Below are 24,214 nucleotides of genomic sequence, written 5' to 3'. Positions count from 1 at the left end.
GGGGACCCGGGGTGCGGCGGGATGCACGCCCGCGCTTCGCTGAGAGGGTCTCGACGCACGATCGACGCACCAACTCGACGCACCACACGAACTCGACCTACCGCACCAACTCGACGTACCGCAAGGAGAGGTTCACCGAGGACCTGCTGGCGTCCCCCGCCAAGTGAGCGCTCCGCAGCCGGACGTCCGGCGCTGAAGGCCGTCCGGGCGGCCGGAGCGGAGGCGGCCCGCCGGCGGACCGCCTCCCTCGCGTGGTCCGCCGCGTCCACGCGGCGGGCCGACGGGTTACGCGCTGCCGGTGGTGGCCAGGGCGAAGAGGTGCAGTGCCGGGGTGCCCGCGGCGAGGCTCGCGCCCGGTGGGAGGGTCACGGAGGCCAGGGTCTTGCCGGAGCTGAGCGCGACCGTCTCGGAGAAGATGTTGCCGGTTCCGGCGTAGGTGGTGTTGCCCTGCCGGTTCTGGTGGTCGGAGCTGACGGCGAGCGCTCCCCCGCTGGGCGGGCCGGTGGAGAACCAGTCGGGTGAGGTGAGGGTGTAGCTCTGGGTGCTGCCGTCGGTGTAGGTGAGGGTGCCGGTGCCGGTGGCCGGGCCGTAGCTGGCCGAGACCAGGAACCCGAGGGTTCCGGTGCCCTTCAGCGCGATCTTCTGCCCCTGGGCGACGGTGTTGTCGTTGGTGCCGGCCGCGACGTTGGGGACGGTGAAGGTGACGCCCGAGGAGGTGATGCTCGCGCCGGGCCCGGCGTGGGCGCTGGTCATCGCCGTCTGGGAGAAGCTGGCGCCGCCGCCGTCGAAGTTCCCGGGGGCGGTGTTGTCGTCCGCGGTGATGGCGACGTCGTTGAACGTGGCGGCGAGGTTCGCGTAGGTCGTCGTGGAACCGGCGTCCAGGCCGATCTGCACGCCGCCCAGGTGCTTGGCGGTGGTCGCCCTGGTGCCGGTGACCTGCGCGTAGGGCAGTGCGGTGGTCAGGCTGGAGGGCCGTTCGACCAGGTAGGACGAGCCGGCGGTGACGGGTACGGAGAAGGTGGTGGCGCTGGTGGCCGCGACGGTGACGGCACCGGTGGAGCCGTTGACGACCTCGGCCTGGCTGCCCGGCCACGGGTTGCGCACCGTGAGGGTGCCGGTGCTGCCGGCCTGGATGGCGGCGGTGGCGAGGGTGCCTCCCTCGACCTGGACGTCGACCTTGGAGCCGCCCTGGATGTACACGGTGCCGGCCGCGTCCCAGCCGGAGGGCCAGGCGGGGGCGAAGCGCAGCGTGCCGTCGTAGTCGGTGGCCAGGGCCTCGTCGATGGCGGTGGCCACGGTCGAGGACTGCTCCAGGTAGGGCTCGGACCCCGGAGTGCTGCCGGACAGCGAGCCGAGGCCGTTGATGTACGCCTGGTACTTCTGGGTGTTGGCGGTCAGCATCGCCGAGACCTGGCTGCCGAGGTCCAGCCGGGCGGCCTGCACGGCGTCGAAGCTCCAGTCGTTGGCGTCGACGTTGGGGCGGGAGTTGTAGGTGCGCACCGCCAGCGAGGTGAGGGAGCCGGAGGCGTCGCCGATCAGTCCGTAGGGCCAGACCGGTTCGAGCCCGACGTTCTCCACGTTGTTGAGCGCGGCGGAGGGCTGGTAGGAGTCGGCGATGACGTCCGTGCCCTGCGCGTCGGCGGAGGACGTCAGCAACTGCTTCCTGGTGGCCGCGTCGGTGCGGGCGTACGGCTCGATCTGGCCCAGCGCGGTGTGCAGTTGGGTGACGAGCGCGGAGTCCGTGCCGAGGATGCCGGCGGCCGCGGCGGTGGCGGTGAACAGGGCCTGGTCGGCGGCGAGATCGGTGGTCGGGTCCTGCACCGCCCACTGTGTCTCGTGGGCGTTGGCGACGGCGTGCAGGTAGCCGTCGGAGCCGGTGGACTGGTACGCCAGCAGGAAGGTCGCGGCCTGCTGCATCAGCGGGTAGTACTTCTGCAGGAACGAGGTGCTGCCGGTGTCCTGGTACTGCTGCCATACCCACAGCGCGATCTCGGCGCCGCTGGTGATGGTCTCCGCGTTGTAGCTCGGGCTCGACGCGAGGGCGCAGGAGGCGTTCTGCGAGGCGCTGCCGCCGTTGTAGTAGCCGTTGCCGTTGAAGCGCATCGTCTCCGGGACGCAGATGCCGGCCTTGCCGCCCATCTGCGCGGACGTCCAGGTCTTCATGGCCGAGAGGTTGTTGAGGTACAGGTCGAACACCGGCAGGTTCAGGGCGTAGTTGCCGGAGCTGAGGTTCGCGGCGATCTGGCCGCGCAGGTTCCACAGCCAGTAGCCGGCCGGGTACCACTCCTGGTGGTCCTGGTCGAAGGCGAACATGTCGGCGACGCCGGCCTGGCTGCCCGGGTACTGGCCGCCGCGCATCGAGGCGGCTTCGAAGTAGAGGTAGAGGGTCCGCAGGTTCTCCAGGTACTGGGCGGTGCCGTCGGAGGAGTTCATCTCCACCACGCCGCTGCCGGACCAGAAGGAGTTCCACCAGGAGGACTGCGTCGCCAGCAGCGACGAGGTGCTCGCCGTCGCGTCCGAGCCGACCACGCCCGAGGCGGTGGACGCCGCGTCGCCGCCGGTCCAGGACGGGGCGGCGGTGACCACGCGGAAGGAGCCGTCGGCGTTCGGGGTGAAGGAGACGCGCACCTGGGTGGAGTTGACCACCGACGCCGTCACGTTCCGGCCGCCCGCGGTGATCCCCGCCATCGCGCCGAAGGTCTTCCCGGAGGAGCCGGACTGGGAGTTGTCCACCCAGGTCTGCGCCAGGGTGCCGACCCCGCCCGAGGCCGCGGCGGCCGGCGAACGCCCGCTCCACAGGCTCAGGGTGGCCGTCTGCTGGACCGACGGGGCGGCGCCGGTGACGTCCACCACCAGTTCGTCCTTGCCCGCCGGTACCCACGCCTTGAGGGTCATCCCGCCGCCGGACTCGGTGAGCACCCCGTTGTAGAGGTCCAGGGAACCGGTGAAGTCCGAGGCGGACGTCATCGCCGACAGGCCCGGGATCTGCACCTGCCCGGGGGAGAGCCGGTTCGGCTGGGTGTCGTTGCGGTTGAGCTGCGCGGTGAAGCCGCCGGCGGCCCAGGCGGCCACGCCGAGCGAGCCGTTGCCGAGCGGCAGGGACTGCGCCGGGTCGGTGTCGGGCCGGCCGAGGACGATGTCGGAGCGGGAGACGACGCCGCCGGTGTCGACCGCGAACGCGCCGTTGTGCCAGGCGGTCGTGACGGTCGCGGCGGCGGCCTGGGTGGCGATGGCGCCGAGGCCCGCGAGGGGCAGCGTGAGAAGGGCGGCGGCGCAGGCGGCCAGGCGTCTGCGCAGCACGGGACGAGCGGACACGGCTCCTCCAAGGAGGGGGGCGGCATGGGGGCAGCGTGATGCGTCGCGCGTGATTCGTAGGAGGTTTTATAGTCCGGGTCGGGGGGCCAGTCCAGAGCGTGCACCGAATTGGCCCTCGTTCAGGGCCAGTTGGGATTGGATACATGGGATGCCTCCTCGCCCCGGGCACATGGGCGACTCGTGTCGCGACCGGCACGGTCCGCCCGGTGGCGAGGCGCGCCGGCGCGTGTCGTCGCAAGCCCGCCGGACAGCCTCGTCGTGGGCCTGCGCGGCTCTGTCGGCCAACGCCGGGAGGACGCGTGCCGGGGTGCCGAGCGGAGCACACCGTGCCGGGCGAGGCACCGGGCGACGCCGCCGGCCGGTCGCTCTCCCGCCCGGGCCGTCCGTCACGGGAACGGGAGGGCGAGGCCGCCCGAGGCGTCGTCCGGGGGAAGCGCGAACGCCTCGGCGGCCGCGTCCGGCAGCGGGCCGACGCCGAGCAGGCCGCACACGCCCAGCACGGCCAGCCGGTGCCAGTCCCGCGCCCGGCGCAGCATCGTGTGGTCGCCGCCCGACAGGACGTACCGGCACACCAGCGCCCCCGCCGCCCGTGCCTCGGCGGCCATCCGCAGCGCGTCAGCGGGCGAGGTGACGCGGTCGCCCTCGGCGTGCGCGAAGACCAGCGAGCGGCCGGCGAGGTGGGCGACGGGCTCGCCCGGCGGACACCAGGGGGCGAGGGCCACGACGCCGGCGACCCCGGGCCGTCCGGCCGCGCGCAGCGCCGCCCGGCCGCCCATCGAGTGGCCGAGCAGCACCGCCGGGGCGCCGCCGGTCCGCGCCGCCAGCCGGTCGAGGGCGGCGGCGGCGTCCACCGCGGCGTCGGCGCGGCCGCCGTTCCACCCGCGCCGCCGGTAGCGCGCCTCGGCGACGGCGACACCCTGGTCGCGGGTGGCCCGCAGCAGCGCCGTGCCGAAGGGGCGCATGCGCAGCCCGGGGGCGTTGACCCGGCCCGGGGCGCGGGTGTCCTCGCTGCGCCCGCCGTGCAGGACGAGCACCGCGCCGACCGGGACGTCGGGCATCCGCAGCACCCGCAGCCGCTCCCCCGGCGCGCCGGCGGCCCCGTCCGGTCTCCCGGCTCCCCGGCCGCGACCGGCTCCTCCAACGCCCGCACCCGTCATCCGCCGTCCTTCCGCTCGCGGGGGGCCGTCCTGTCCGGCGCGACCGTCCCGCCGGGCATCCTGCCCGCCCCGGCCGCCGGGCGCGCCGCCCCGCCGGTCGGCCCTGAGTACGGCGGCGTCGGCGCCGCCCTGGCGCCTCCTGCCAGGCCGCCGGACAGCGGTCGGCCGTACGCCAGGGCTCGGAGCCCGACCGCCCCCGAGGGGTGCTCGGGCGGAGGCCGGCCCTTCGCGTGCCGGCGTCCTCGCCTGCCCGGCGGGCCTCGGCTTCCCGGCTACCAGGTCAGCAGCAGCATCGCCACGTCGTCGAGGTGGCGGCCCGCGTCCATCCGCCGGGTGGTCGCCGTCAGGTGGTCGATCAGTGCCTGGCCGGAGGGGTCGGGCGCGGAGCCGATCACCGACACCAGCCCCTCCGTGCCCAGCCGCTCCGGTCCGGCTCCGGTGTGGCCCTCGGTGAGCCCGTCGGTGTGCAGCAGCAGCGACGCGGACGCGGGCAGCGCCTGCCGTACCGGCTGCCAGACGGCATGCCCCGGCATCATGCCCAGTGCCATGCCCGGCACCGCCGCCAGCTGCGTCGCCCGGCCGTCCTGGATCAGCAGCGGCGCGTCGTGCCCGGCCAGCGTCACCTCGCAGTGGCTGCTCCCCGGGGTCAGCGTGAGCGTGGCGACGGTGGCGAACATCGCCTCGTACGTCCGCTCCGCCGACAGGATGGTCTCCATCATCGCCAGCACGTCCACCGGCGCGTTGCCCGACAGCACCATGGTGCGCCAGGCAATGCGCAGCAACACCCCGACGGCCGCCTCGTCCGGCCCGTGCCCGCTGACGTCGCCGATGACGGCGTGCACGACGCCGTCCGGGGTCTCCACCACGTCGAGGAAGTCGCCGGCCAGCAGCGCGCCCTCGCGGCCGGGCAGGTAGCAGGAGGTGGCGGTGACCCGGGCGCGGCGCAGCAGCGGCTTGGGCAGCAGGCCGCGCTCCAGCCGGCTGTTCTCCTCGGCCTGCCGCTCCTTCAGCCGCAGCTCAGAGGCGGTCCGCTGGGCGTGCTTGCGGCTTGCGGCGTAGCGGACCGAGCGCTCCAGCAGCTCCCCGGTGACCTGTCCCTTGACGAGGTAGTCCTGGGCGCCCGCGGCCACCGCGTCGCTGCCGGCGCGGCCCTCGGCCAGGCCGGTGAGCACGATGATCGCCGCGTCCGGCAGGGCCGCCTGGACCCGGACGACGGCGTCGACCCCGGCCGCGTCCGGCAGGTGCAGGTCGAGCAGGATGCAGTCCGGCGGGTCCTCGGCCGCGGCGGCGAGGCCGTCGGCGAGCGTCTGGGTCCAGCGCAGCCGGTGGTCGAGCGAGGTGTCGGCGAGGTACTCCTCGACCAGCAGCGCGTCGCCGGCGTCGTCCTCGACGAGCAGCAGGCGGTAGTACGCGTCCGGCTGCGCCGCGGGCCGGTCCGACTGCCGCTGGGCGCCCACCCGCATGGCGCCGTCGACGCTCACGCCGTCCCGCCCGTCGGTACGGTCTGGGCGGCGCCCCCGGCACTCCCGGCCTTCCCCGTGTCCGCGTCGGCGCCGCCGGCCCTCTCGGCGGACGGTTCCGCGACGGGCAGTGTGAACGTGATGCGGGCCCCCGACTCCCGGTCGGTGTCGATGCCGATGGCGCCGCCGTGGTACTCCACGATCTTCTTGCACAGCGCCAGGCCGATCCCGTTGCCGGGGTAGGCGTCCCGGGTGTGCAGCCGCTGGAAGATCACGAACACCTTCTCCGCGTACTCGGGGGCGATGCCGATGCCGTTGTCGGCGACGGCGAAGTGCCAGGCCCCGTCCTCCTGCCGGCAGGAGACCTCCACCCGGGGCGGCACGTCGGGCCGGCGGAACTTCAGGGCGTTCGCGACCAGGTTCTGGAGCAGCATGGCCAACTGCGTGCGGTCGCCCACCACCTTGGGCAGCGGGTCGTGGACCAGCTCGGCGCCGGTGTCCTCCACGGCCATGCTCAGCGCCTCGCTGGTGCGCGTGAACACCTCCTCCAGGTCGACCCCTTCGGACTCGCCGTGCAGCCGGCCGACCCGGGAGAAGGCCAGCAGGTCGTTGATGAGCGTCTGCATCCGGTTCGCACCGTCCACCGCGAACTCGATGTACTGCCCGGCCCGCGCGTCCAGTTGGTCGGCGTAGCGGCGCTGGAGGAGCTGGCAGAAGCTGGCGACCTTGCGCAGCGGCTCCTGGAGGTCGTGCGAGGCGACGTACGCGAACTGCTCCAGCTCCGCGTTGGAGCGGCGCAGGTCGGTGGCCTGCTCGTCGAGTCGTTCACGGGCGGCGTCGCTGAACGCCAGCTCGTCGGCGAGGCGTTGGCGCATCGACTCGACGTCCTGGGCGAGCCGCCGGATGTCGGCGGGGCCCGAACCGCGCACCTCGTGCCGGAAGTCGCCGCGCGCCACCCGCCGTACGTCGGCGGACAGGCCCTCCAGCGGCCCGGTCACGGCCCGTCGCAGCCCGATGGTGACCAGCACCATGAGGGCCAGGACGACCGCGGCGATCAGCGAGAAGATCCAGTTCCGCTCGGCGCGCACCCGGACCAGCTCGTGGCGCCCGCGTGCCTGGTCGGCACGGAGCGTCGCCTGGAGCCGGGCGGACTCGGCGCGGAAGGCGTCGAACGCCGCCTTGCCCTCGTCGGCGCGGGAGGCCGCGGTGCGCACCACGTCGGCGGGCGCCGCCTCCGCGACGGGGCGGCCGAACGCGGACTTCCACGCGTCGCCCAGTGCCAGGGTGCGGGTCAGTTCGTCCGCGCCCGAGGAGCCGGACGGCAGCAGCGTGTGCAGCCGGGCGGCGGCCGACTGCTCGGACTTCAGACCGTCCTGGTAGGGCTGGAGGAAGGAGCGCTGCCCGGACAGGCCGTAGCCGCGCGACCCCGTCTCCTCGTCGGTGAAGCTCTGTTCCAGCTTCGCGGCGGCGATCAGCGCGGGCGTGGTGGTGTAGACGAGGTGGTTGGAGGTGCTGGTGGAGCGGGCGAAGACCCACGCCCCGAGCGAGGCCAGTACGGCCAGCAGGACCACCGTCACGGAGACGCCCGCGGTGAGCCAGCGCCGGGTCGTCCAGCCCTGCGCGGCACGCCCCGGCGCACGGTCGGAACCGGCGACCGGTATCCCGGCGGCGCCCTGTCCGGTCTCGTCGTCGGCCATGGGCTTTCCCTCCGCTCCTCGACGCTGCGGCCGGTCCCGGGACGGGGCCGGCGAAGCGGCGCCCGGCTGCGGTGGGACGCGGCCGGGTCATGCTACAGGCAGCGGCAACGGCCGCGGGCCGGCTCACGGCCGACCGGGCGGCCGGTGCCGCGCCGCCCGGGGCGGCACCGCTCCGGGACCGCCGCGTGGTCCCGGTCCGGAGGCCGGGGCCTATCCTGAGGTCGCTCTCCGCCGACGACCGGCACCCTCCCCCTGCCCGCCCGCGACCCCGCCCGTCCCGCCCGTTCCCCGCCGACGAAAGCCAGGATGCCGCTCATGAACGCCGCCACGCCGGACCACTTCCACCGCGTGCTCCTCGTGGAGGACGACAACGCGGACGCCCTCCTCATCGAGGAGGCGCTGACCCAGGAGCACGTGGCCCGCGAGATCGTCCGCGCCGACGACGGCATCGCCGCGCTGGAGTACCTGCGCGACCCGTCCTCCGCCCGCCCCGACCTGATCGTGCTCGACCTCAACATGCCCCGGATGAACGGGCGCGAGCTGCTGGCCGTGCTCAAGGAGTCCCCGGAGCTGGCGCTCATCCCGGTCGTGGTGCTCACCACCTCCTCGGCGGCGGACGACGTGTCGGCCGCCTACCTGCACCACGCCAACGCCTTCGTGACGAAGCCGGTCAACCTGGACGACTTCCTCGCGGCGGTGCGCGGCATCGACACGTTCTTCCTGGAGATCGCGACGATCCCGCAGCACCGCTGAGCACGGCGCCTCCGCGCCCCCTTCGCGACCACCGCGTCCCCGGCGTCCCCCGGCAGCCCTCCTGGCCGCCGGGGGACGCCCGTTTTCCCTGCGGGGAGGACGCGCGGCAAGCAGGCGCGGCGCGGCCAGGGTCTACCTGGCGTGCAGGGCGTCCATGGTCGAGACGAACTCCCTGGTCGTCGACGTGCCGTTGAAGACCTTCTGGAGAGCGGCCAGCATGGCCTGCCCGGTCGCCGGGGAGAGCGCCTGGTCCCAGGACTGGGTGAACGACGGGGCGTGCTCGACCATTTCGTAGACGAAGGTGGTGTAGCTCGCGTTGGGGCCGGACGTGAGCTGGTCCTCGATGCCGGCGACGGCCGGGACCTGGCCGATGGAGATCAGACCGGTGACGTAGGAGGGCTGGGTGACCGTCTTGCTGATGAAGTCGGCCGCGTCCGCGAGGTGCCCGGAACCGGCCGCCACGGAGAAGAAGTCCGACGGGTTTCCCACGACGTCCTTCGGGTCGCCCTTGCCTCCCGGCACCGTCGGGAAGGTGCTCCAGCCGAGCTTGCCGCCCTTGACGAAGCCCGGCGCGCTCGCGAGCTGCGAGGCGTACTCCCAGGAGCCCATCAGCTCCATGCCGGCCCGCCCCTTGGACAGCAGCGCGTCGGCGCCGCCGGAGTCCTGGCCGACCGAGCCGTAGTCAGTGCCGAAGGCGCCCCGGTCGACGAGCTCGCGGATCATGCGCAGTGCCGCCGTGACGGCCGGGTCGTCCCAGGCCCCGGCCTTGCCGGCCTGGATCGCGGCGAAGACACCGGGGCCGCCGACCCGGTCCAGCAGGTACTCCATCCACATCAGCTCGGTCCAGGACTGCGAGCCGGCCAGCGCGATGGGCGTGACGCCCGCGGCCTTCAACGCGTCGATGTCGTCGAGCAGTTCCTGCCACGTCGCGGGCGCGGCTCCGATCCCGGCCTGGGCGAAGACGTCCTTGTTGAAGAACAGGGCGACGGGCTGGACCCCCTGCATCGGTATGCCGTAGACGTTCCCGCCGACCGTGCCGGCGGCCAGCACGCTGTGCAGGAACTCGTCCCGGAACGTGGCGTCGAGTTCGCCGGAGAGGTCGGCGACGCGGCCGGCCTCGACGTAGTCGGCGAGGTTGCCGCCGCCCCAGTTCAGGAAGACGTCCGGGGTGGCGGCCGTCCCGAGGGAGGATGCGAGCTTCGCCTTGTAGGGGTCGTTCTCGAAGGTCGCCAGCGTCGCCTGGGACTTGGGGCCGGCCGCGTTGTAGGTCCTGACGGACTTCGCCTGCAGCGGGTTCAGCGCCGTGTCCTTGAGCGACCAGACGGTGACCCGGCCGGCTCGGTCCGCGTGCCCGCCGCCACCGCCACTGCCGCCGCTGCCGCCGCAGCCGGCCGTGGCCCCCACGAGGACCGCGGCGACCGCGACGGCCGTCGCCGATCTGAGAGGCAGAGCACGCTTCATCTGGGACCACGCTCCTCCGGGGCCACCGGGTGCGTGGCTCCGCTGTTCACCGGGCAAGGGACGGCCGAAAGTTGCGACTTCGACTCCGAAAGCGAAAGTAGGGGCTCGCGATCATGTCGGTCAACGGCACGGCCGGTAACAGTGGGGTTACGGAAACCCACCACCTGTCGGCGCGTGCGCTCGGCCGTGTCCCGTCGACCGACGAGGGGCGGCGCGGGGAACGAGGGGCGCGGTGGAGCCTGGGCAGCCCGAAAAGCGGAAGCGGGACGCCCGTAGGCGTCCCGCTTCCGCTTTTCGGTCCTGCTTGCTGGGGCTCAGCGGCCCTGCGTGGCCGGCTCCTCCGCCCCGTCAGCCTCCGCGGGGGCCGCGGCGCCCTCGGCGTCATCGATGTCGGCGTCCGCACATGCGGCCTCGCGGCGCCCCTCCGGTGCCTCCGATGCCTCCGACCCCACCGGCTCGGCAGCCGGCGCGGGCACCGCGGCAGCCGGGCTCGGCGCGCGGCGCTGGAGCACCGCGAACCAGACCAGGCCGGCGAGGGTGCAGCCGGCGGCGATGTAGAAGTTCAGGCGCAGGCCGAGGAAGTGCTGCGAATAGTCGATCCGCATCGACTCCTCGATGATGCGGAACGCCGAGTAGCCGGCCACGTACAGCGCGAACAGGCCGCCGGAGCGGACCTTCCCGCGCCGTCCGAGCCAGATGAGCAGCGCCGCGAGGGCCAGGTCCCAGAGAAGTTCGTAGAGGAAGGTCGGCTGGAAGAGGGCGTGGTCGGTGAAACCGGGCGGGCGGTGGTCGGCGTCGATCCGCAGGCCCCACGGCAGCGAGGTGGGCTTGCCGAAGAGCTCCTGGTTGAAGTAGTTGCCGATCCGGCCGACCGCCTGCGCGACCAGCAGGCAGGGCGCCAGGGCGTCCATCATGGTGAGGACGCTCACGCCCTTGCGGCGCAGCACCAGCACGCACACCACGGTGGCGAGCAGCACACCGCCCCAGATGCCCAGGCCGCCGTCCCACACGGCAAGCCAGCCGTACCACTTGTGCGGGATGTCGGCCGGCGTGGTGGCGTCGAAGTAGAGGCGCCCGCCGAGGATGCCGAAGGGCACGCCCCACAGGGCCATGTCGTCCACCAGCAGGGGGTCGCCCCCGGCGGCCTTCCAGCGGCGGCGGCCGATGGCCACGGCCAGCGCGATGCCGACGATGTACATCAGCGCGTAGAAGTGGATGAACAGCGGACCGATGTGGAAACCGCTCACCGAGGGTGAGGGAATCGCGGCGAGCAGCATGCCGCAAGCATAGCCAGTGCCGCCCGGACCCCGACGGGCAAGATCCACCTTCCCCGCGGCCCTCCCCGCCCCGGCGGGGGAGCGCCGGGGCGGGGGGTACGGACGGAGTGCGGGCCGATTGCGGGCCGATTGCGGGCGGCCTACGCGCGGTGCGGCCTACTCGGCCGTGGTCCAGTTCACGGCGGCGATGTCCAGGGCGGCCTTGTGGTCGCTGTAGAGCATGAACGGGACGTCGACGTGCTGGAGGTCGGAGCCGGCGTCGGCCAGTTCCCGGACGGGCACGGACAGCCGGACCCACTCCCCCGGTTCGAGGGCGGCCAGCCGCGGCGCGAGGTCGACGCCGGGCTGGGCCGGGTAGTCGTCGTGGCAGGCCAGGTAGAGGGGGCCGTCGGGCACGTCGACGACGCGGACGTCGAACTCGATCCGGCCGCCGGCCGCCGCGTAGCCGCGCAGGTCGGCGGGGTCGCCGGAGGCGTACTGGGCGTAGATGAAGGCCGGGTAGCCCTTGAAGCGCAGCGCGAAGGCGTCGGGGCGCTCGGCGGTGCCGGCCGGCTCGGCGCGCAGCACCAGCAGGTCCGTGGCCTCGTCGAAGGGGATGACCGGGCGCGACCACGTGTTGTGGCCGCCGATCCGCACGTCGAACGGGCCGTCGGGCAGCCACGGCACGGGCAGCGGGCCGTCCACGGCCGGGACGGGTGTCGGGTCCGTCCAGGTGTCCAGCGGGAGGATGCCGCGCGGGCCGCGAACGGGGTCGACCGTGCCCTCGGGGGCCTTCGCGCCCTCCTCGGGTGCGTTGGTGGCGGCCAGTGTCAGGCCGTAGCCGAACGGGAAGAGCGGGGTGTGCTCGCCGGACGGCTCCTGCTCCTGCTCGGGCACCTGGTAGCCGGGGATGTGCGCCGGGATGCTGTTGGCGGCGTGCGAGCGGGGCGTGGCGGGCCAGGAGAAGCCCAGCCGGCCCTGGAAGTCGTGGGCGGCGGCACCCTCGGCGGGGCGGAAGAGCAGGTCGGTGATGCCGCCGGCCTCCGGGCCGGGCAGCCACGCGGCGACGAACGCGTCGGAGAGGGTGATCTCCTCGGTGGTGTACATCGGCCGGCCGGACAGGAAGACGGTGACCACCTTCACTCCGGCGGCGCGCAGCCGGCGCAGCACGTCGAGGTCGCGCGCGTAGCCGCGCTTGGCGGCGGCGTAGCCCAGGGTGCCCCAGGGCTTGATGGTGCCGCGCATCTCGGCGTAGGAGTCCTCGCCGATGACGGCGACGGCCACGTCGAACGCGGCGGGGTCGGCCTCGGCCAGCTCCGGGTCGACGGTGGTGCGCTCGGCGCCCACCACGTCGGCGACCGCGCCGGCCACGGTGCGGGCGCCCGGCAGGTCGTCGAGGGTGACGTCGGCGCCCTGCCAGGTCAGCGTCCAGCCGCCGGCGAGCTTGCGGATGTCGTCGGCGCCGCTGCCGGTGACCAGGACGCGCGCGTCGCGGGGCAGCGGGAGGGTGCCGGGCTCGTGCTTGAGCAGCACCAGCGACTTGCGGACCGCCTCCCGGGACAGCTCCCGGTGCTCGGCGCAGCCCAGCAGGCCGCTGCCCTCGCCCGCGGCCAGCGGCCGCTCGGCCGGGCGGGGGCGCTCCCACAGGCCGGCCCGCATCTTGACCCGCAGCACGCGGCGGACGGCGTCGTCGACCCGCTCGGCGGGGATACGGCCCGCGCGGACGTCCGCGACGGCGTTGCGGTGCACGGACTGCCAGGCGTCGCGGCCGGCCACCATCAGCACGTCGATGCCGGCGTTGATCGCGTACCCGGCGTCGCCGGCGGAGCAGCCGGCGACCTCGGAGTGGGCGTCCCAGTCGCTGATGACGATGCCGTCGAAGCCGACGCGCTCCTTGAGGACGTCGTTGATCAGGAACCGGCTGCCGTGCACCTTGTGGTTGTAGGGCGGGTCCTGCTCGGGGCTGTGGTCGTAGTTGGCGGCGTTCTCCCAGCTGCTGAAGGAGACCATCACCGAGGCGGCGCCGGCCGCGATGCCGGACAGGAAGCCGGCGGCGTGCACGTTGCGCAGCAGGTCCTCGGAGGCGCGGGCGGTGCCGCGGTCGCCGCCCTGGTCGGTGCCGCCGTCGGCGACCCAGTGCTTGATGGTGGACAGCACCCCGGCGTCGGGGTCGTCGTCCTGGATGCCGCGGACCATCTCGGGGGCGTAGCCGTGGACGATCCGCGGGTCCTCGCCGTAGCCCTCGTAGTAGCGGCCCCAGCGCCGGTCGCGGGGGGTGGTCACGGTGGGTGCGAAGGTCCAGTCCATGCCGGCGGCGGCGATCTCGCGGGCGGTGGCGGCGCCGATGCGGCGCAGCAGTCCGGCGTCGCGGGCGGCGCCGAGTCCGATGTTGTGCGGGAAGATCGTGGCGCCGTAGACGTTGTTGTTGCCGTGCACGGCGTCGGTGGCCCACAGGAAGGGGACGCGGAAGCCGCGGCCGGCGTAGGCGTCCTCGGCCGCCTGCCAGTACGCGTCGACGGTCTCGATCCACTGCTGCCGGGTGGCGTGCCGGTTCCCGCCCGGCCAGATGCCCGCGCCGTTGAGCGCGGAGCCGATCTTGTAGCGGGTGACGTCCTCGGGGGTGAGTTCGGCGAGTTCGGGCTGGATCATCTGCCCGACCTTCTCCTCAAGGGTCATCTGCCCGAGGACGGCCTCGACCCGCTCCTCCAGGGCGGGGTCGGGGCGGGTGGACCCGCCGACTGCGGGCCACTCGGACAGGTACTCCAGATCGGTCACGGTCGTCTCCTGGTGCGAACGCCTGGCGGGCGGGAACGGCGGGGCGGGTGGCGGTTGGCGGATGGCAGGCGGCAGGCGGTGGTCCGCGGTCAGTCCGCGTCGGTCCAGAACTCCTCGGTGGTGCTGTGGTTCAGCCGCTCCAGGAACGGTGCGGGGACCACGGTGCGCTGCTGCTTGGCCGAGTAGAGGCTGACCTGGGTGGCGTGCCGGGACAGGGCGTCCAGCTTCCGCGCGACCTGGGGTGCGATGTCGCGTACGACGAGGCGCTCGCCGTCGGGCTCGGGGGCGGCCTCCTCCCCCCGGTTGACGAACTCGAACTCCCGCTCGGTCCGCTCGTCCCAGACGACGTACCGGAACACCTCGGGTTCCAGGCCGAGTTCGGCCAGCGCCTTGATGGCCATCTCGCCGGTGCAGCGGTGGTCGGCGTTCAGCTCCCGTCCGGGGTGCGGGAGGTAGACGCGGGTGACGTCGCGCCACTCGCCCAGCAGCTTGGCGACGTCGGCGCCGTAACTCTCGGCGCTGGCGCTGAGCAGGGTGTCGGTGTAGCCCAGCCAGGACACGTCCTCGGCGGCCACGCCGAGCGCGCCGGTGGCGGCCAGTGCCTCGCCGTGGCGGATGACGGCCAGCTCCTCGGGGGTGGGGTCGTCGTCGATGCCGAGGACAGCGGAGTGCGACCGGGAGCCGTCGGTGGCGAAGACCACGCCGACCCGGTGGCCGCGGGCGGCCAGCCGGGCGACGGCGCCGCCGCAGGCTATGGTCTCGTCGTCCGGGTGCGGGGAGAAGACCAGCACCCGCCCGGCGTCCGGGTCGGGGGTGGCGAGGTACTCGGCGCAGCCGGGCAGGTTCTGCTCGCGGATCAGGTCGTTGATGACGAAGAAGTGGTTGTCCGGTACCAGCGCCGTGATGGGGGTGTCGTACTTCTCGGCGAAGTAGCGGTAGTTGGCCGCGGCGGAGCGCATGTTCTCGGTGTAGCTCTTGGGGTGCGGCGCGTGGATGGCGCAGGCGTCGCGGTTGACCGTGAAGCGACTGCCGGCCCGGTGCAGCCGGTAGCCGAGGTCGACGTCCTCCGCTCCCCAGGCGCGGTAGTTCTCGTCGAACCCGCCGATCTCGCGCAGCCGTTCGGTGGAGGCCGAGACGTTGCAGGTCCAGTAGACCAGCCAGGGCGCGGGCAGGTCGGCGAAGTCGTCGGTGTACTTCTCGTACCACTCCTCGCGGATGTCCAGCCAGCGGTTCTCCGCGCGCAGTCGGCCGATGCTGCCGTCGGGGTCGGTGATGTCGATGAACGCGTCGATCTGGGCGGCGTCCTCGTTGTCCTCGTTGAAGCAGTAGACGTAGCCGCACACCGCGAGCGGGCCGTCGGCCGCCTGGTGGGAGGCCAGGTGCGCGGCGAGCGCCCCGGAGTGGAGCAGCACCCCGGAGTCGAGGAAGACGGTGACCGCGCCGGCCGCCGCGTCCAGGCCGCGGTTGCGGGCGGCGGCCACCCGGTAGCCCTGGTCCTCCTGGAAGAGGTACGTCAGGCGCAGGGTGTCCTCGAACGCGGCGACGGTGGCGCGGGTGTCGTCGCCGGAGCCGTCGTCGACGACGATGACCTCGAACTGTTCAGCCGGCAGCGTCTGCTTCGTCAGCGAGTCCAGCGTGTGGCGCAGCAGTCCGGACCTGTTGTAGGTCGGCACCACCACGCTGCACAGCGGCTCCGTCGCCGGCACCGCTGACTGAGCTGTCGGTTCCATCGTTCCTCCCGCAGACGAGTAGCACGGCCGCGGCCGCGGCGAGCGCGGCGCAGACCCAGAACACATCGGTGTACCCGGCCCATTCGGTGACGACGCCAGTCACGGCACCGCCGACGAAGATGCCGGTCTTGAACGCGCTGGCGTACAGGGCGGACGCCAGGCCGACCCGTTCGCCGGTGAAGTGGTCCTGGAGGATGGTGACGGGGATGCTCATCACCACCGCCGTCCAGGCGGCGTTGGGCAGTTGGAGCAGCAGCAGGCCCCACGCGGTGTGGACCAGCGGCAGCAGGGCGAAGAAGAGGGTGGCGCAGCAGGCGGCGAAGATCACCATGGGCCACTTGCCGATGCGTTCGGCGCGCGAGCCGAGGTAGAGCATCACGGGCACTTCGAGGCCGGCCGCGAGGCCGATGAGGATGCCGGTGAACCCGGTCGCCAGGTGGAGCGTCTTCGTCACGTACAGGGCGATGTTGATCTGGTAGATGCTGCTGACCACCATCAGCAGCAGCACGGCGCCCATGAGCAGGCCCATCCGCCGCCCGATGCCCCGGTACGGGTTGCCCTGCGGCGGGGGGCGGTCGCCGACGCCGAGGTCGGGCAGGCCGCGCCAGGCGATGAGCGCGGCCAGCAGGTACAGGGCGGTCGCGGTGAGGAACAGCGCGTCGAAGCCGCTGTGCGAGATCAGCAGGAACGCCAGTGGCGGTCCGGCGATCCACGCCACGGAGGTGACCGCTCGCAGCGCGGCGTTGAAGAACACCGCGTTGAGCACTCTGGTCTCCGCGAACTCACGCGTGAAGGCGAAGAGCTGGGAGAAGCAGGCGCTGCCGATGCCGAGCAGCACCGAGACCGCGGCGAACAGGACGTAGTAGTTGTGGAAGCAGTAGAAGCTGAACGCGCCGAGGCCGGACAGCAGCGCGCACAGCGCCAGCAGCGGCCGGCGGTTGCCGATCCGGTCCGACATCACCGCGACGACCATCTCGCAGACGATCTCGGACAGGGCGCGGCCGGTGAAGAAGAAGCCGACCATGAGCGGGGTCGCCTTGATGGCGTCGGAGAGGAACAGCGACGACGAAGTGGTCACCATCGCGCCGCCGACGCCGATCAGGCCGGTGGTGCCCACCAGCGAGGTCAGCTGCGTGTCGCGGAGCATCGCCGTGGTGCGGGACCGCCAGCCCGCCGTCCCGCCGGGGCGGCGCCCCGGCGGCGGCCTGGTCCGGGCCGGGAGCCCGGCGGCCGGGTCCGGGCCGGGGGCGTCCTGGCCGGGGACGGCGGCCCGCCCTGCTCCGCCGAGCCCTCGGCGGCCTGCTCCCCGGCCGCGCTCACCGGCCTGCCCCGGTCGGCAGACCGGTGCCGGCCGCCGCGGTCGAGGGGCCGTCGATCTCCTTGCCCGAGAAGGACACGGTCGCGGAGCGCTGCCGGTAGGGCAGCCACGGCGCGATGGCCCGGTCGGCCGGCACGGCGCGGGCCGCGGCCGCGTCCTCGGCGGTGACCTGGCCGGCGGCGACCAGGCCGGCCAGCGCCTGCGGGTCCAGACCGGCCAGCACCCGGTGCCGCAGCACCGTGAGGTCGAACCAGTCGTCGCGCACGCCGGCCGGCACGGGGGCCGCGTCCGGGAGCAGTCCGGCGGGCGCGACCTGGCCGGCTATGAGGCGCCAGTAGCCGTCGAAGTCCCGGGCCGGGTCGGGCAGGACACCGGCTATGAGGCCCAGGCGCACCGTCTCCAGCCAGCAGTCGTAGTAGCGGCGGTCGTCCAGGCGGGCCATGTGCCGGGCGCACCAGGCGGCCCGCTCCTCGGCCGGCGGCAGCTGCACGGTGCCGTCGAACACCCGCAGCGCCCACGCGGCGATCATCTCGAAGTACGGGCAGGCGGTCCCGAACGCCTCGGTGTCGACCGGGGTGTTGATGATCGCGAGAGTGGGGTCGGCGCTCCAGAAGAAGTGCTCGTACAGGTCGTGCCGGTCCATCTCGGGCAGGAAGCGGTAGTCCGGCAGCCCGTAGCCCAGGCACAGCACCACGGTGTCGTAGCGCTCCCGCGAACCGTCGGAGAAGACGGCCGAGCCGTCCTCGTCGAACCGGGTGAACGACGGCCGGACCTGGACCCGTCCGGAGTGGACGGCCTCGACGATGCGGTCGTTGACGTGGATCGCGCCGTGGAAGCCGTCCTCGGGCAGCAGCCCGGACTCGCGGTACGTCGTCAGGTACTGCGGGAGGTCCTCCTCCAGCCGCTTGAGGTAGTCCTGGTAGGGCAGCTCCTCGACGGCGACGCGGCCGATGTAGGAGAAGAACGCGTCGTTGAGGATGCCGCCGCAGCGCCGCGGCAGGAACAGCGCGCGGTGGCGCACCGACCAGTCCACGGCACGGCCGTCCGCGGCGAGTTCGCCGGCGATGTCGGCGCCGCTGACGCCGCCGCCGATCACCAGCACCCGCTGCCCGCGGCAGGAGCGCGGCGCGCGGTAGTCCTTCGCGGTGATCACCTGCACGCCGGTCGAGCCGTCGGGGACGAACTCCGGGCGGCGCGACTCCCACAGCTCGCCGCTGGCGACCATCACCGCGTCGAAGGTGTCGGTGCGCTCCTGCCCGTCGCAGCGGGCGGTGACCTGCCAGCGGCCGTCCCGCTTGACGACACGGGTGACCGTGTGGCGGTACCGGGTGGCCGGCGCCACGCCGAACTCGCGCGCGTAGCCGGTGAGATACGTGTGCACCTCGGCCTGGGTGGGGAAGGCGGTGTCGGCCGGCGGCGGGTAGTCGGAGAACGGGAAGCTCATCACCGAGCTCTGCATCCGCACACTGTCGTAGGCCCCGCCGGCGGCCGGGTTCCAGATGCCGCCGAGATCGTCCTCCCGTTCGTACACCACCACCTGGTGGCCGCGCTCCAGGGCCTGCTTGGCACTGGTCAGCCCGGCTGGGCCGGCACCGATCACGGCGATTTCCATGGCACTCCTAGGGGCGGGCTCGTCCGACCCGCCGCCGGCCGGCTGGGTGTGGCTGCCGGTCGGCGGGGTCGGACGGCGAGGTGGGGGCGGCGGGTAGGGCGGCGGGGGGCAGGTGGGCGGGATCGCTCAGGAGCGGCCGGCCGGCTCCCGGGGGTGGCCGGGGCCGGACGTCATGAGCGGTCCGCCTCCGTCAGATGAACGGGTCGTAGTCGGGGACCAGCGGCGCGGGGGTCCCGCCTGCGGCCAGCCGTCCGATCTCCACGTTGGTGCGGTGCCGGGCGCAGTGGAACCGGCAGTCGGTCCGCGGGTCGATGACGGTGGTGTCCGCCTTCTTCCACAGGTCGGCGAAGGAGCTGTCGCGGATGTCGCCCAGCAGGCCCTTGCTGTTGCCCCGGTGGTAGGGGCAGACGTAGACGCCGGTGGGCGTGACCGTGGTGCGCAGTTCGGCGACGGCGCAGGCGCTGTACTCCTTGGGCTGGTGCGGGTCCGAGCCGACCTGCACGGCCTCCCAGTTGGAGGAGTTGAGCAGCCGGAAGGAGTCGTCCTCCAGCTCCTGGAGCCGCGCCACCTGCTCCTCGACCCGCTGGATGTCGGCGCCGGCCTGGTTGACCGTGTAGTGGTCCTGGTCGAGCATCGCCTTGAGCTCGAAGTAGTCGCAGCCGATGTCCTTGGCGAGCCGTCCGGCCTCGTACACCTGGTCGTAGTTGGAGACCTCCAGCGTGCCGTCGGCGGCGAAGCGCTGCATCAGCAGGAAGGAGTAGCCCAGCCGTCCCTGGCGCCGCTCGGCGAGCAGCCGCATGTTCTCGATGACCTGCGGGAAGACGCTGCGCTTGCCCCGGGCCGGGCGGAACTCGGCGTAGGTGTCCTCGCGGGCGGCGTCCACGGACACCCGCACCCACGAGAGCATCTCGGACAGCTCGTCGATGTAGCGGTGGATCTGGGTGCCGTTGGTGACCAGGCCGATCCGGATTCCGGCGCCGTGCAGGGTGCGTATGACCTTGCCTATCGAACGGTGCATCAGGGGCTCGCCGCCGCCGATGAGGATGACCGCGCGCACTCCGGTGCCGACGAGCTCCTCGGCCAGCCGTACGATCCGGTCGTTGCCGATCTGGCCGTGGTGCAGCACGTTGGAGCTGATGCACTCGGGGCAGGCCAGGTCGCAGACCGTCGTCGGGTCGAGGTCGATGACCTGGGGGGTGGCCAGCCGTTCGCCGCGGGCGACGGCCTCGATCGCCGGGAAGGCGGACTTCTGGTAGATCTTCCCGACCAGGTCCAGGTTGTCCGCCACCCTGCTGGTGCCCAGCCGGGTGCCGCGGGAGCCCGCCGCGGCGGGCGGGTCGGACACGGGGTGTGCGGATTCTGTGTCGTCTGCGGGGTCTGCTGCTGCGGGTGCGTCGGTCGGGCGCACGGACATGGCGATGACTCCTGTCTGACGGTCCCTTGTCGGTCGGTCCCCGCCGTGAGGAGGGGCCGGAGCGCGCCGGCGGAGGCGGGAAACCGCGCACGGCGGAGCTGCCGCCGGTGCGGCGCAAGGACGGTGTGAGGGCAAGCGGTGGGACGGTGAAGACGGCGGAAGAGGCGGGTGTCGCACCCGCTGGTCGGCCGGCGGAGGGCACCGAGTGCGGAGCGGAGTCCCCTGCCGGCGTGCCGACGGGCTCATCGGCGGTTCACGTTCACGGAAGTAACGGGAGTACTCGGCCAGCAGTCGCGGGTCCCGCACCCGCCCGCTGGGAGCGCTCCCATCCTTCTTGGCCGGATCGCTTCCGTCAACCCCTGAAAAACTCCTTCCCCGTACGAAAGTTGAAGACACATCAGTAGCACCGCGACCCTGCCGTGCACCAGGGCGCCCGCCCGTCACGCGCGCCACGGAGGCCATGGAGCAGGCAGTTTGACCCGGACGCGGCCGCGACCCCCCACGGTCATCCGTTTACACGTTTTTTAACCTTCTCCACACCGGACCGGCCGAAGCCGCCCTCCCGGCTTCGGTTCCTCCACGCTCCCCTGGCGATAAGAAGTCAGACAGTCGCGGAGAAGGCGCCAGGACGGGTGTGCGCACGGGTCTTGCCGCACCTCACCAGCCTGGGGCAGCCTTGTCCCGACGCGAGGGGACGAGAGTTTCATCCCGCTTTGATCCGATTTCACCGCTCATAAGCGACCAGAAACGACCGGAAACGACCAGATGAAAACAAGGAGATCCCCTTGGAGCTGACCCGCCGCGCCTTCTCGGCGTTCACCGGCACCGCGGCCCTGAGCCTGGCCCTGCCCGCGGCGGCGGCCCAGGCCGCGGCACCCGGGAACCGCGCGGCCGGGGCCTCCGACACCTCCGGGCCCGGCGCCGGCGCCGGGCCCGGGCACACCGTGGCGTTCGACCACCACTCGGTGCTGGTGGACGGCCGGCGCGTGCCCCTGTGGTCGGGCGAGATGCACCCGTTCCGGCTGCCGAGCCCTTCGCTGTGGCGGGACGTGCTGCAGAAGATGCGCGCCGGCGGCTACAACGCCGTCAGTATCTACGTCGCCTGGAACTACCACTCGCCCGCGCCCGGCCGCTACGACTTCACCGGCGTCCGCGACCTCGGCCGGTTCCTCGACCTGGCCGCCGAGGCGGGCCTGTTCGTGATCGCCCGGCCCGGCCCGTACATCAACGCCGAGGTGGACGCCGGCGGTTACCCCGGCTGGCTGACCACCACGCCGGGCCGGGCCAGGACCGACGACCCGACCTACATGGCCCACGTGGACGAGTGGCTGACCGCGGTGGACGCGGTGATCGCGCCGCGCCAGTGGACGCGCAGCGGCGGCACCGTGCTCCTCTACCAACTGGAGAACGAGTACGCGTCGTTCACCACCAGCGCCACGGGCCAGGAGTACATGGCGCACCTGTACGCGAAGGTGCGAGCCGACGGCATCGACGTCCCCCTGTTCCACAACGACAAGGGCCGCAACGGCTACTGGGTGCCGGGCTCGTTCGACACCGGCGGCGAGGAGGGCCGTTACCTCTACGCCTTCGACGGCTACCCCTCCCCCACCAGCACCCCGCCGGACTGGGGCTTCTGGGGCACCGGCGGCGCCAAGGGCGGCTCCACGGCGAGCCCCGCAACCCCCGGCTTCATGGCCGAGTTCGGCGGCGGCTGGTTCGACTGCTGGGGCGGCGCGGAGTTCGCCGGGCAGGGCTACGCCGGCGCCCGGACCTCCCGCGACGCCGGGTACGAGCGCCGCTTCTACCTCACCAACCTCGCCAACGGCATCAGCGTCCACAACGTCTACATGACCTTCGGCGGCACCTCGTGGGGCTGGCTGCCCGCCCCCGTCGTCTACACCTCCTACGACTACGGCGCGGCCATCGACGAGGCCCGCAACCTCACGTCGAAGATCACGCCGATGAAGCAGATCGGCTCGATGCTCGGCTCCTTCCCCGACCTGGCCGAGATGGACCCGGCCGAGCCGGTGGCGGCGAGCAGCGCGTCGGTGCGCGTCTACCACCTCACCGACGCCGACCGCGGCTCGCACCTCTACTTCCTGCGCAACGACACCGGCTCGGCGGTCGGTTGCACGCTCCCGGTGTCCACCTCCGCCGGCCCGGCCACCGTGCCGTCGTCGGGCAGCCTGAGCGTGGCGGCCAAGGACATGAAGGTGGTCGCCACCGACCTGTCGCTCGGCCGCCGGGCGCTGCTGTGGACCACCGCCCAGCCGATGTGGCGGGCCACCGGCACCGCGCGGGACCTCGCCGTCCTCACCGGCCGCCCCGGCGACGCCGTCGAGGCCGTCCTGCTCAGCCGTACCCGCCCCGAGGTCACCGTGGAGTCCGGCAGCGCCGCGACCTCCTACGACGCCGCCGCCGGCACCCTGCGGATCAACGCCGTCCTCGACGGCCTCACCCGCGTCCGCGTGCAGGAGCCGGGCGGCGCCGCGCCGCTGCTGCTGTTCCTCGCCGACGACGACGCGGCCGCCACCCTGTGGCCGTACACCACGGCGGACGGACCCGTGCTGGTGGCCGGTCCGGCGCTGCTGCGCACCGCCGAACTACGCGGCGGCGAACTGAGGTTGACCGGCGACACCACCGCCCCCGCGCCACTGACCGCCTGGACCGGCGGCACGGTCCGCCAACTCACCTGGAACGGGCGCCCGGTGGCCGCGCGCGGCGTCGACGGCGGGCTCACCGCCGTCCGGGACCTGCCCGGCCCGGCGCCGGTGCGGCTGCCGGCGCTCACCGGCTGGCGGCGGGCGGCGGAGAACCCGGAGTCCGAGCCGGGGTTCGACGACAGCGCCTGGCGCACCTGCGACCTCACCTCCTCGCGCAGCACCACCGCGCTGCCGGCCGGCCAGCCCGCCGTGCTCTTCGCCGACGACTACGGCTTCCACTACGGCGACGTCTGGTACCGCTCCACCGTGGCGGGCCCCGGCGCGCAGCAGCTGGACCTGGGCTACCAGGCGGGTACGGCCGGCCTGCTGATGGCGTGGTGGGACGGCCGCCCGCTCGGCACCCACCGGCTGCCGGTGCCCACCTCGGCCCAGGCCACCACCGGGACCTGGTCGGCCACCGCCTCGTTCACCGTGCCCGCGGACCTGCGCGGCGACGGCCCGCACACCGTCGCCGTGCTGGTGCGGCGGATGGCGCACGACGAGGACGGCGGCGCCAACGACGCCTTCACCTCCGCCCGCGGCCTGACCGCCGCCACCCTGGACGGCGCCGCGCCGACCTGGCGCATCCAGGGCGCGGCCGGCTCCGACCCGGTACGCGGGCCGCTCAACAACGGCGGCCTGTACGGCGAGCGGGCCGGCTGGCACCTGCCGGACCACGAGGACCGCTCGTGGCGGCCGGTCGCGCTGCCGTACTCCGACACCCGGCAGGGCGTCGCCTGGTACCGCACCTCGTTCCACCTGGACGTGCCCGCCGGGACGGACGCCTCCATCGGCCTGACCCTCACCGACGACCCGTCCCGCGCCTACCGGGCGCAGATCTTCGTCAACGGCTGGAACCTGGGCCAGTACATCAACGACGTGGGCCCGCAGCACACTTTCGTGCTGCCGGCCGGCCTGCTCGACCCGCGCGGGAGCAACACGCTCGCGCTCGCCGTCCTCACCGACGGCACCACGCCGGCCGGTCCCCGCTCCCCGTCCTCACCCTTCTCGGGTCGGCGGCGGGCGGCGTCCCGCTGGAGAGGGTGGCCTGCCCGGGGCGCCAGTCGTCCCACCACTGAGGCGGCCGCCGGCGGGCAAGCCACCCCCGCGGCCACCGCGCCGCGCGAAGCCCCACCGCGGGTCCCCGCTCCGCGGCCGCCCCCTCCGCGGGCAGGTCCTCCACCGGTCGCCCCCGCAGGACGGCCCCTCCGCAGGTCGTCCACCCACCGCCCGCCGCCGGGTCCGCCCGGCGGCAGGCGTCGTGCGTGCCCCGTGCGGCGCGGGGCCGCGCCACCTCGCTCCCCTGACGGACAGTCAGCTGCGACCGAGGTCTTTACGCGGGCACCGGCCATGAACTACAACGGCAGTCGTCCGATGTTAGGCGGCACATCACCCCCCTTTCCCCATCGCGTCACCGAGCCACGCCCGCAACCCGGCGTATACATCGGAGCACTACGGAGCACTACCCATCACGTGGGAGCCGAACGCCACCCCGCGCTGGGGAGTACCAACCCGCACCACTGAGGGGTCGCGTCCACGGCGCGGCCGGATGTCGTCGTACTGC

Annotated in this window: 14 protein-coding genes; 3 read left to right on the top strand and 11 right to left on the bottom strand. The window is 73.4% G+C overall.

The features are described 5' to 3' along the window. Nucleotides 1-11 precede the first annotated feature (11 nt). Nucleotides 12-167 (top strand): hypothetical protein, encoded by a 156-nt coding sequence (locus tag BS72_RS36425; RefSeq protein ID WP_157856197.1) that lies wholly within the window; start codon nucleotides 12-14, stop codon nucleotides 165-167. Nucleotides 168-285: 118 nt separating this feature from the next. Here BS72_RS36425 and BS72_RS39160 read toward each other — a convergent pair whose 3' ends face one another. The 4 genes from BS72_RS39160 to BS72_RS10245 all read right to left on the bottom strand — a co-directional run bounded on the left by BS72_RS39160 (nucleotide 286) and on the right by BS72_RS10245 (nucleotide 7,629). Then, nucleotides 286-3,315, bottom strand: coding sequence for a glycosyl hydrolase family 95 catalytic domain-containing protein (locus BS72_RS39160; protein ID WP_198545841.1), 3,030 nt, complete (start codon nucleotides 3,313-3,315; stop codon nucleotides 286-288). 386 nt (nucleotides 3,316-3,701) lie between these two features. Continuing rightward, a complete protein-coding gene (locus tag BS72_RS10255) occupies nucleotides 3,702-4,373 on the bottom strand; it encodes an alpha/beta fold hydrolase (RefSeq protein ID WP_051951018.1) in 672 nt (223 codons plus the stop codon). 371 nt (nucleotides 4,374-4,744) lie between these two features. Beyond that, nucleotides 4,745-5,953: a PP2C family protein-serine/threonine phosphatase gene (locus BS72_RS10250; protein WP_232792313.1), complete on the bottom strand. Its 1,209-nt coding sequence runs from the start codon at nucleotides 5,951-5,953 to the stop codon at nucleotides 4,745-4,747. Next, nucleotides 5,950-7,629: a sensor histidine kinase gene (locus tag BS72_RS10245; protein ID WP_078901202.1), complete on the bottom strand. Its 1,680-nt coding sequence runs from the start codon at nucleotides 7,627-7,629 to the stop codon at nucleotides 5,950-5,952. Before BS72_RS10245 ends, BS72_RS10250 begins: the two co-directional genes overlap by 4 nt. Before the next feature lie 315 nt (nucleotides 7,630-7,944). On the opposite strand from BS72_RS10245, the gene BS72_RS10240 reads away from it, so the two are divergent. Further along, nucleotides 7,945-8,382, top strand: coding sequence for a response regulator (locus BS72_RS10240; protein ID WP_037909932.1), 438 nt, complete (start codon nucleotides 7,945-7,947; stop codon nucleotides 8,380-8,382). A 132-nt stretch (nucleotides 8,383-8,514) separates the two neighbouring features. On the opposite strand, the gene BS72_RS10235 is transcribed toward BS72_RS10240, so the two are convergent. The 7 genes from BS72_RS10235 to BS72_RS10200 all read right to left on the bottom strand — a co-directional run bounded on the left by BS72_RS10235 (nucleotide 8,515) and on the right by BS72_RS10200 (nucleotide 19,879). Continuing rightward, nucleotides 8,515-9,843, bottom strand: a complete 1,329-nt coding sequence (locus BS72_RS10235; RefSeq protein ID WP_051950904.1) for an extracellular solute-binding protein — start codon at nucleotides 9,841-9,843, stop codon at nucleotides 8,515-8,517. A 314-nt stretch (nucleotides 9,844-10,157) separates the two neighbouring features. Next, nucleotides 10,158-11,120 (bottom strand): prolipoprotein diacylglyceryl transferase, encoded by a 963-nt coding sequence (gene lgt / locus BS72_RS10230; RefSeq protein WP_051950903.1) that lies wholly within the window; start codon nucleotides 11,118-11,120, stop codon nucleotides 10,158-10,160. Nucleotides 11,121-11,276: 156 nt separating this feature from the next. After that, a complete protein-coding gene (locus BS72_RS10225) occupies nucleotides 11,277-13,874 on the bottom strand; it encodes a glycoside hydrolase family 3 protein (protein WP_037908812.1) in 2,598 nt (865 codons plus the stop codon). 89 nt (nucleotides 13,875-13,963) lie between these two features. Continuing rightward, nucleotides 13,964-15,547, bottom strand: coding sequence for a PIG-L family deacetylase (locus BS72_RS35350; protein ID WP_232792360.1), 1,584 nt, complete (start codon nucleotides 15,545-15,547; stop codon nucleotides 13,964-13,966). Continuing rightward, nucleotides 15,474-16,751, bottom strand: coding sequence for a sugar efflux transporter (locus BS72_RS38020; protein ID WP_063836018.1), 1,278 nt, complete (start codon nucleotides 16,749-16,751; stop codon nucleotides 15,474-15,476). Before BS72_RS38020 ends, BS72_RS35350 begins: the two co-directional genes overlap by 74 nt. Nucleotides 16,752-16,920: 169 nt before the next feature. Continuing rightward, nucleotides 16,921-18,534: a flavin-containing monooxygenase gene (locus tag BS72_RS10205; RefSeq protein WP_051950902.1), complete on the bottom strand. Its 1,614-nt coding sequence runs from the start codon at nucleotides 18,532-18,534 to the stop codon at nucleotides 16,921-16,923. Nucleotides 18,535-18,724: 190 nt separating this feature from the next. Beyond that, nucleotides 18,725-19,879: a radical SAM protein gene (locus BS72_RS10200; protein WP_232792312.1), complete on the bottom strand. Its 1,155-nt coding sequence runs from the start codon at nucleotides 19,877-19,879 to the stop codon at nucleotides 18,725-18,727. 854 nt (nucleotides 19,880-20,733) lie between these two features. Here BS72_RS10200 and BS72_RS10195 point away from each other — a divergent pair. Next, a complete protein-coding gene (locus BS72_RS10195) occupies nucleotides 20,734-24,174 on the top strand; it encodes a beta-galactosidase (RefSeq protein ID WP_322942184.1) in 3,441 nt (1,146 codons plus the stop codon). The last annotated feature ends 40 nt before the right edge of the window (nucleotides 24,175-24,214 follow it).

This window comes from Actinacidiphila yeochonensis CN732 (genome assembly GCF_000745345.1).
Classification (GTDB): domain Bacteria; phylum Actinomycetota; class Actinomycetes; order Streptomycetales; family Streptomycetaceae; genus Actinacidiphila; species Actinacidiphila yeochonensis.
The sequence above is the reverse complement of the archived record's forward strand: the minus strand, read 5'-3'. Positions and strand labels throughout refer to the sequence as shown.

Coding starts and splice junctions, on each gene's coding strand:
- BS72_RS10255 (WP_051951018.1), bottom strand. CDS start 4,373: ATGCCCGACGTCCCGGTCGGCGCGGTGCTCGTCCTGCACGGCGGGCGC.
- BS72_RS10245 (WP_078901202.1), bottom strand. CDS start 7,629: ATGGCCGACGACGAGACCGGACAGGGCGCCGCCGGGATACCGGTCGCC.
- BS72_RS10240 (WP_037909932.1), top strand. CDS start 7,945: ATGAACGCCGCCACGCCGGACCACTTCCACCGCGTGCTCCTCGTGGAG.
- BS72_RS10235 (WP_051950904.1), bottom strand. CDS start 9,843: ATGAAGCGTGCTCTGCCTCTCAGATCGGCGACGGCCGTCGCGGTCGCC.
- lgt (WP_051950903.1), bottom strand. CDS start 11,120: ATGCTGCTCGCCGCGATTCCCTCACCCTCGGTGAGCGGTTTCCACATC.
- BS72_RS38020 (WP_063836018.1), bottom strand. CDS start 16,751: ATGCTCCGCGACACGCAGCTGACCTCGCTGGTGGGCACCACCGGCCTG.
- BS72_RS10205 (WP_051950902.1), bottom strand. CDS start 18,534: ATGGAAATCGCCGTGATCGGTGCCGGCCCAGCCGGGCTGACCAGTGCC.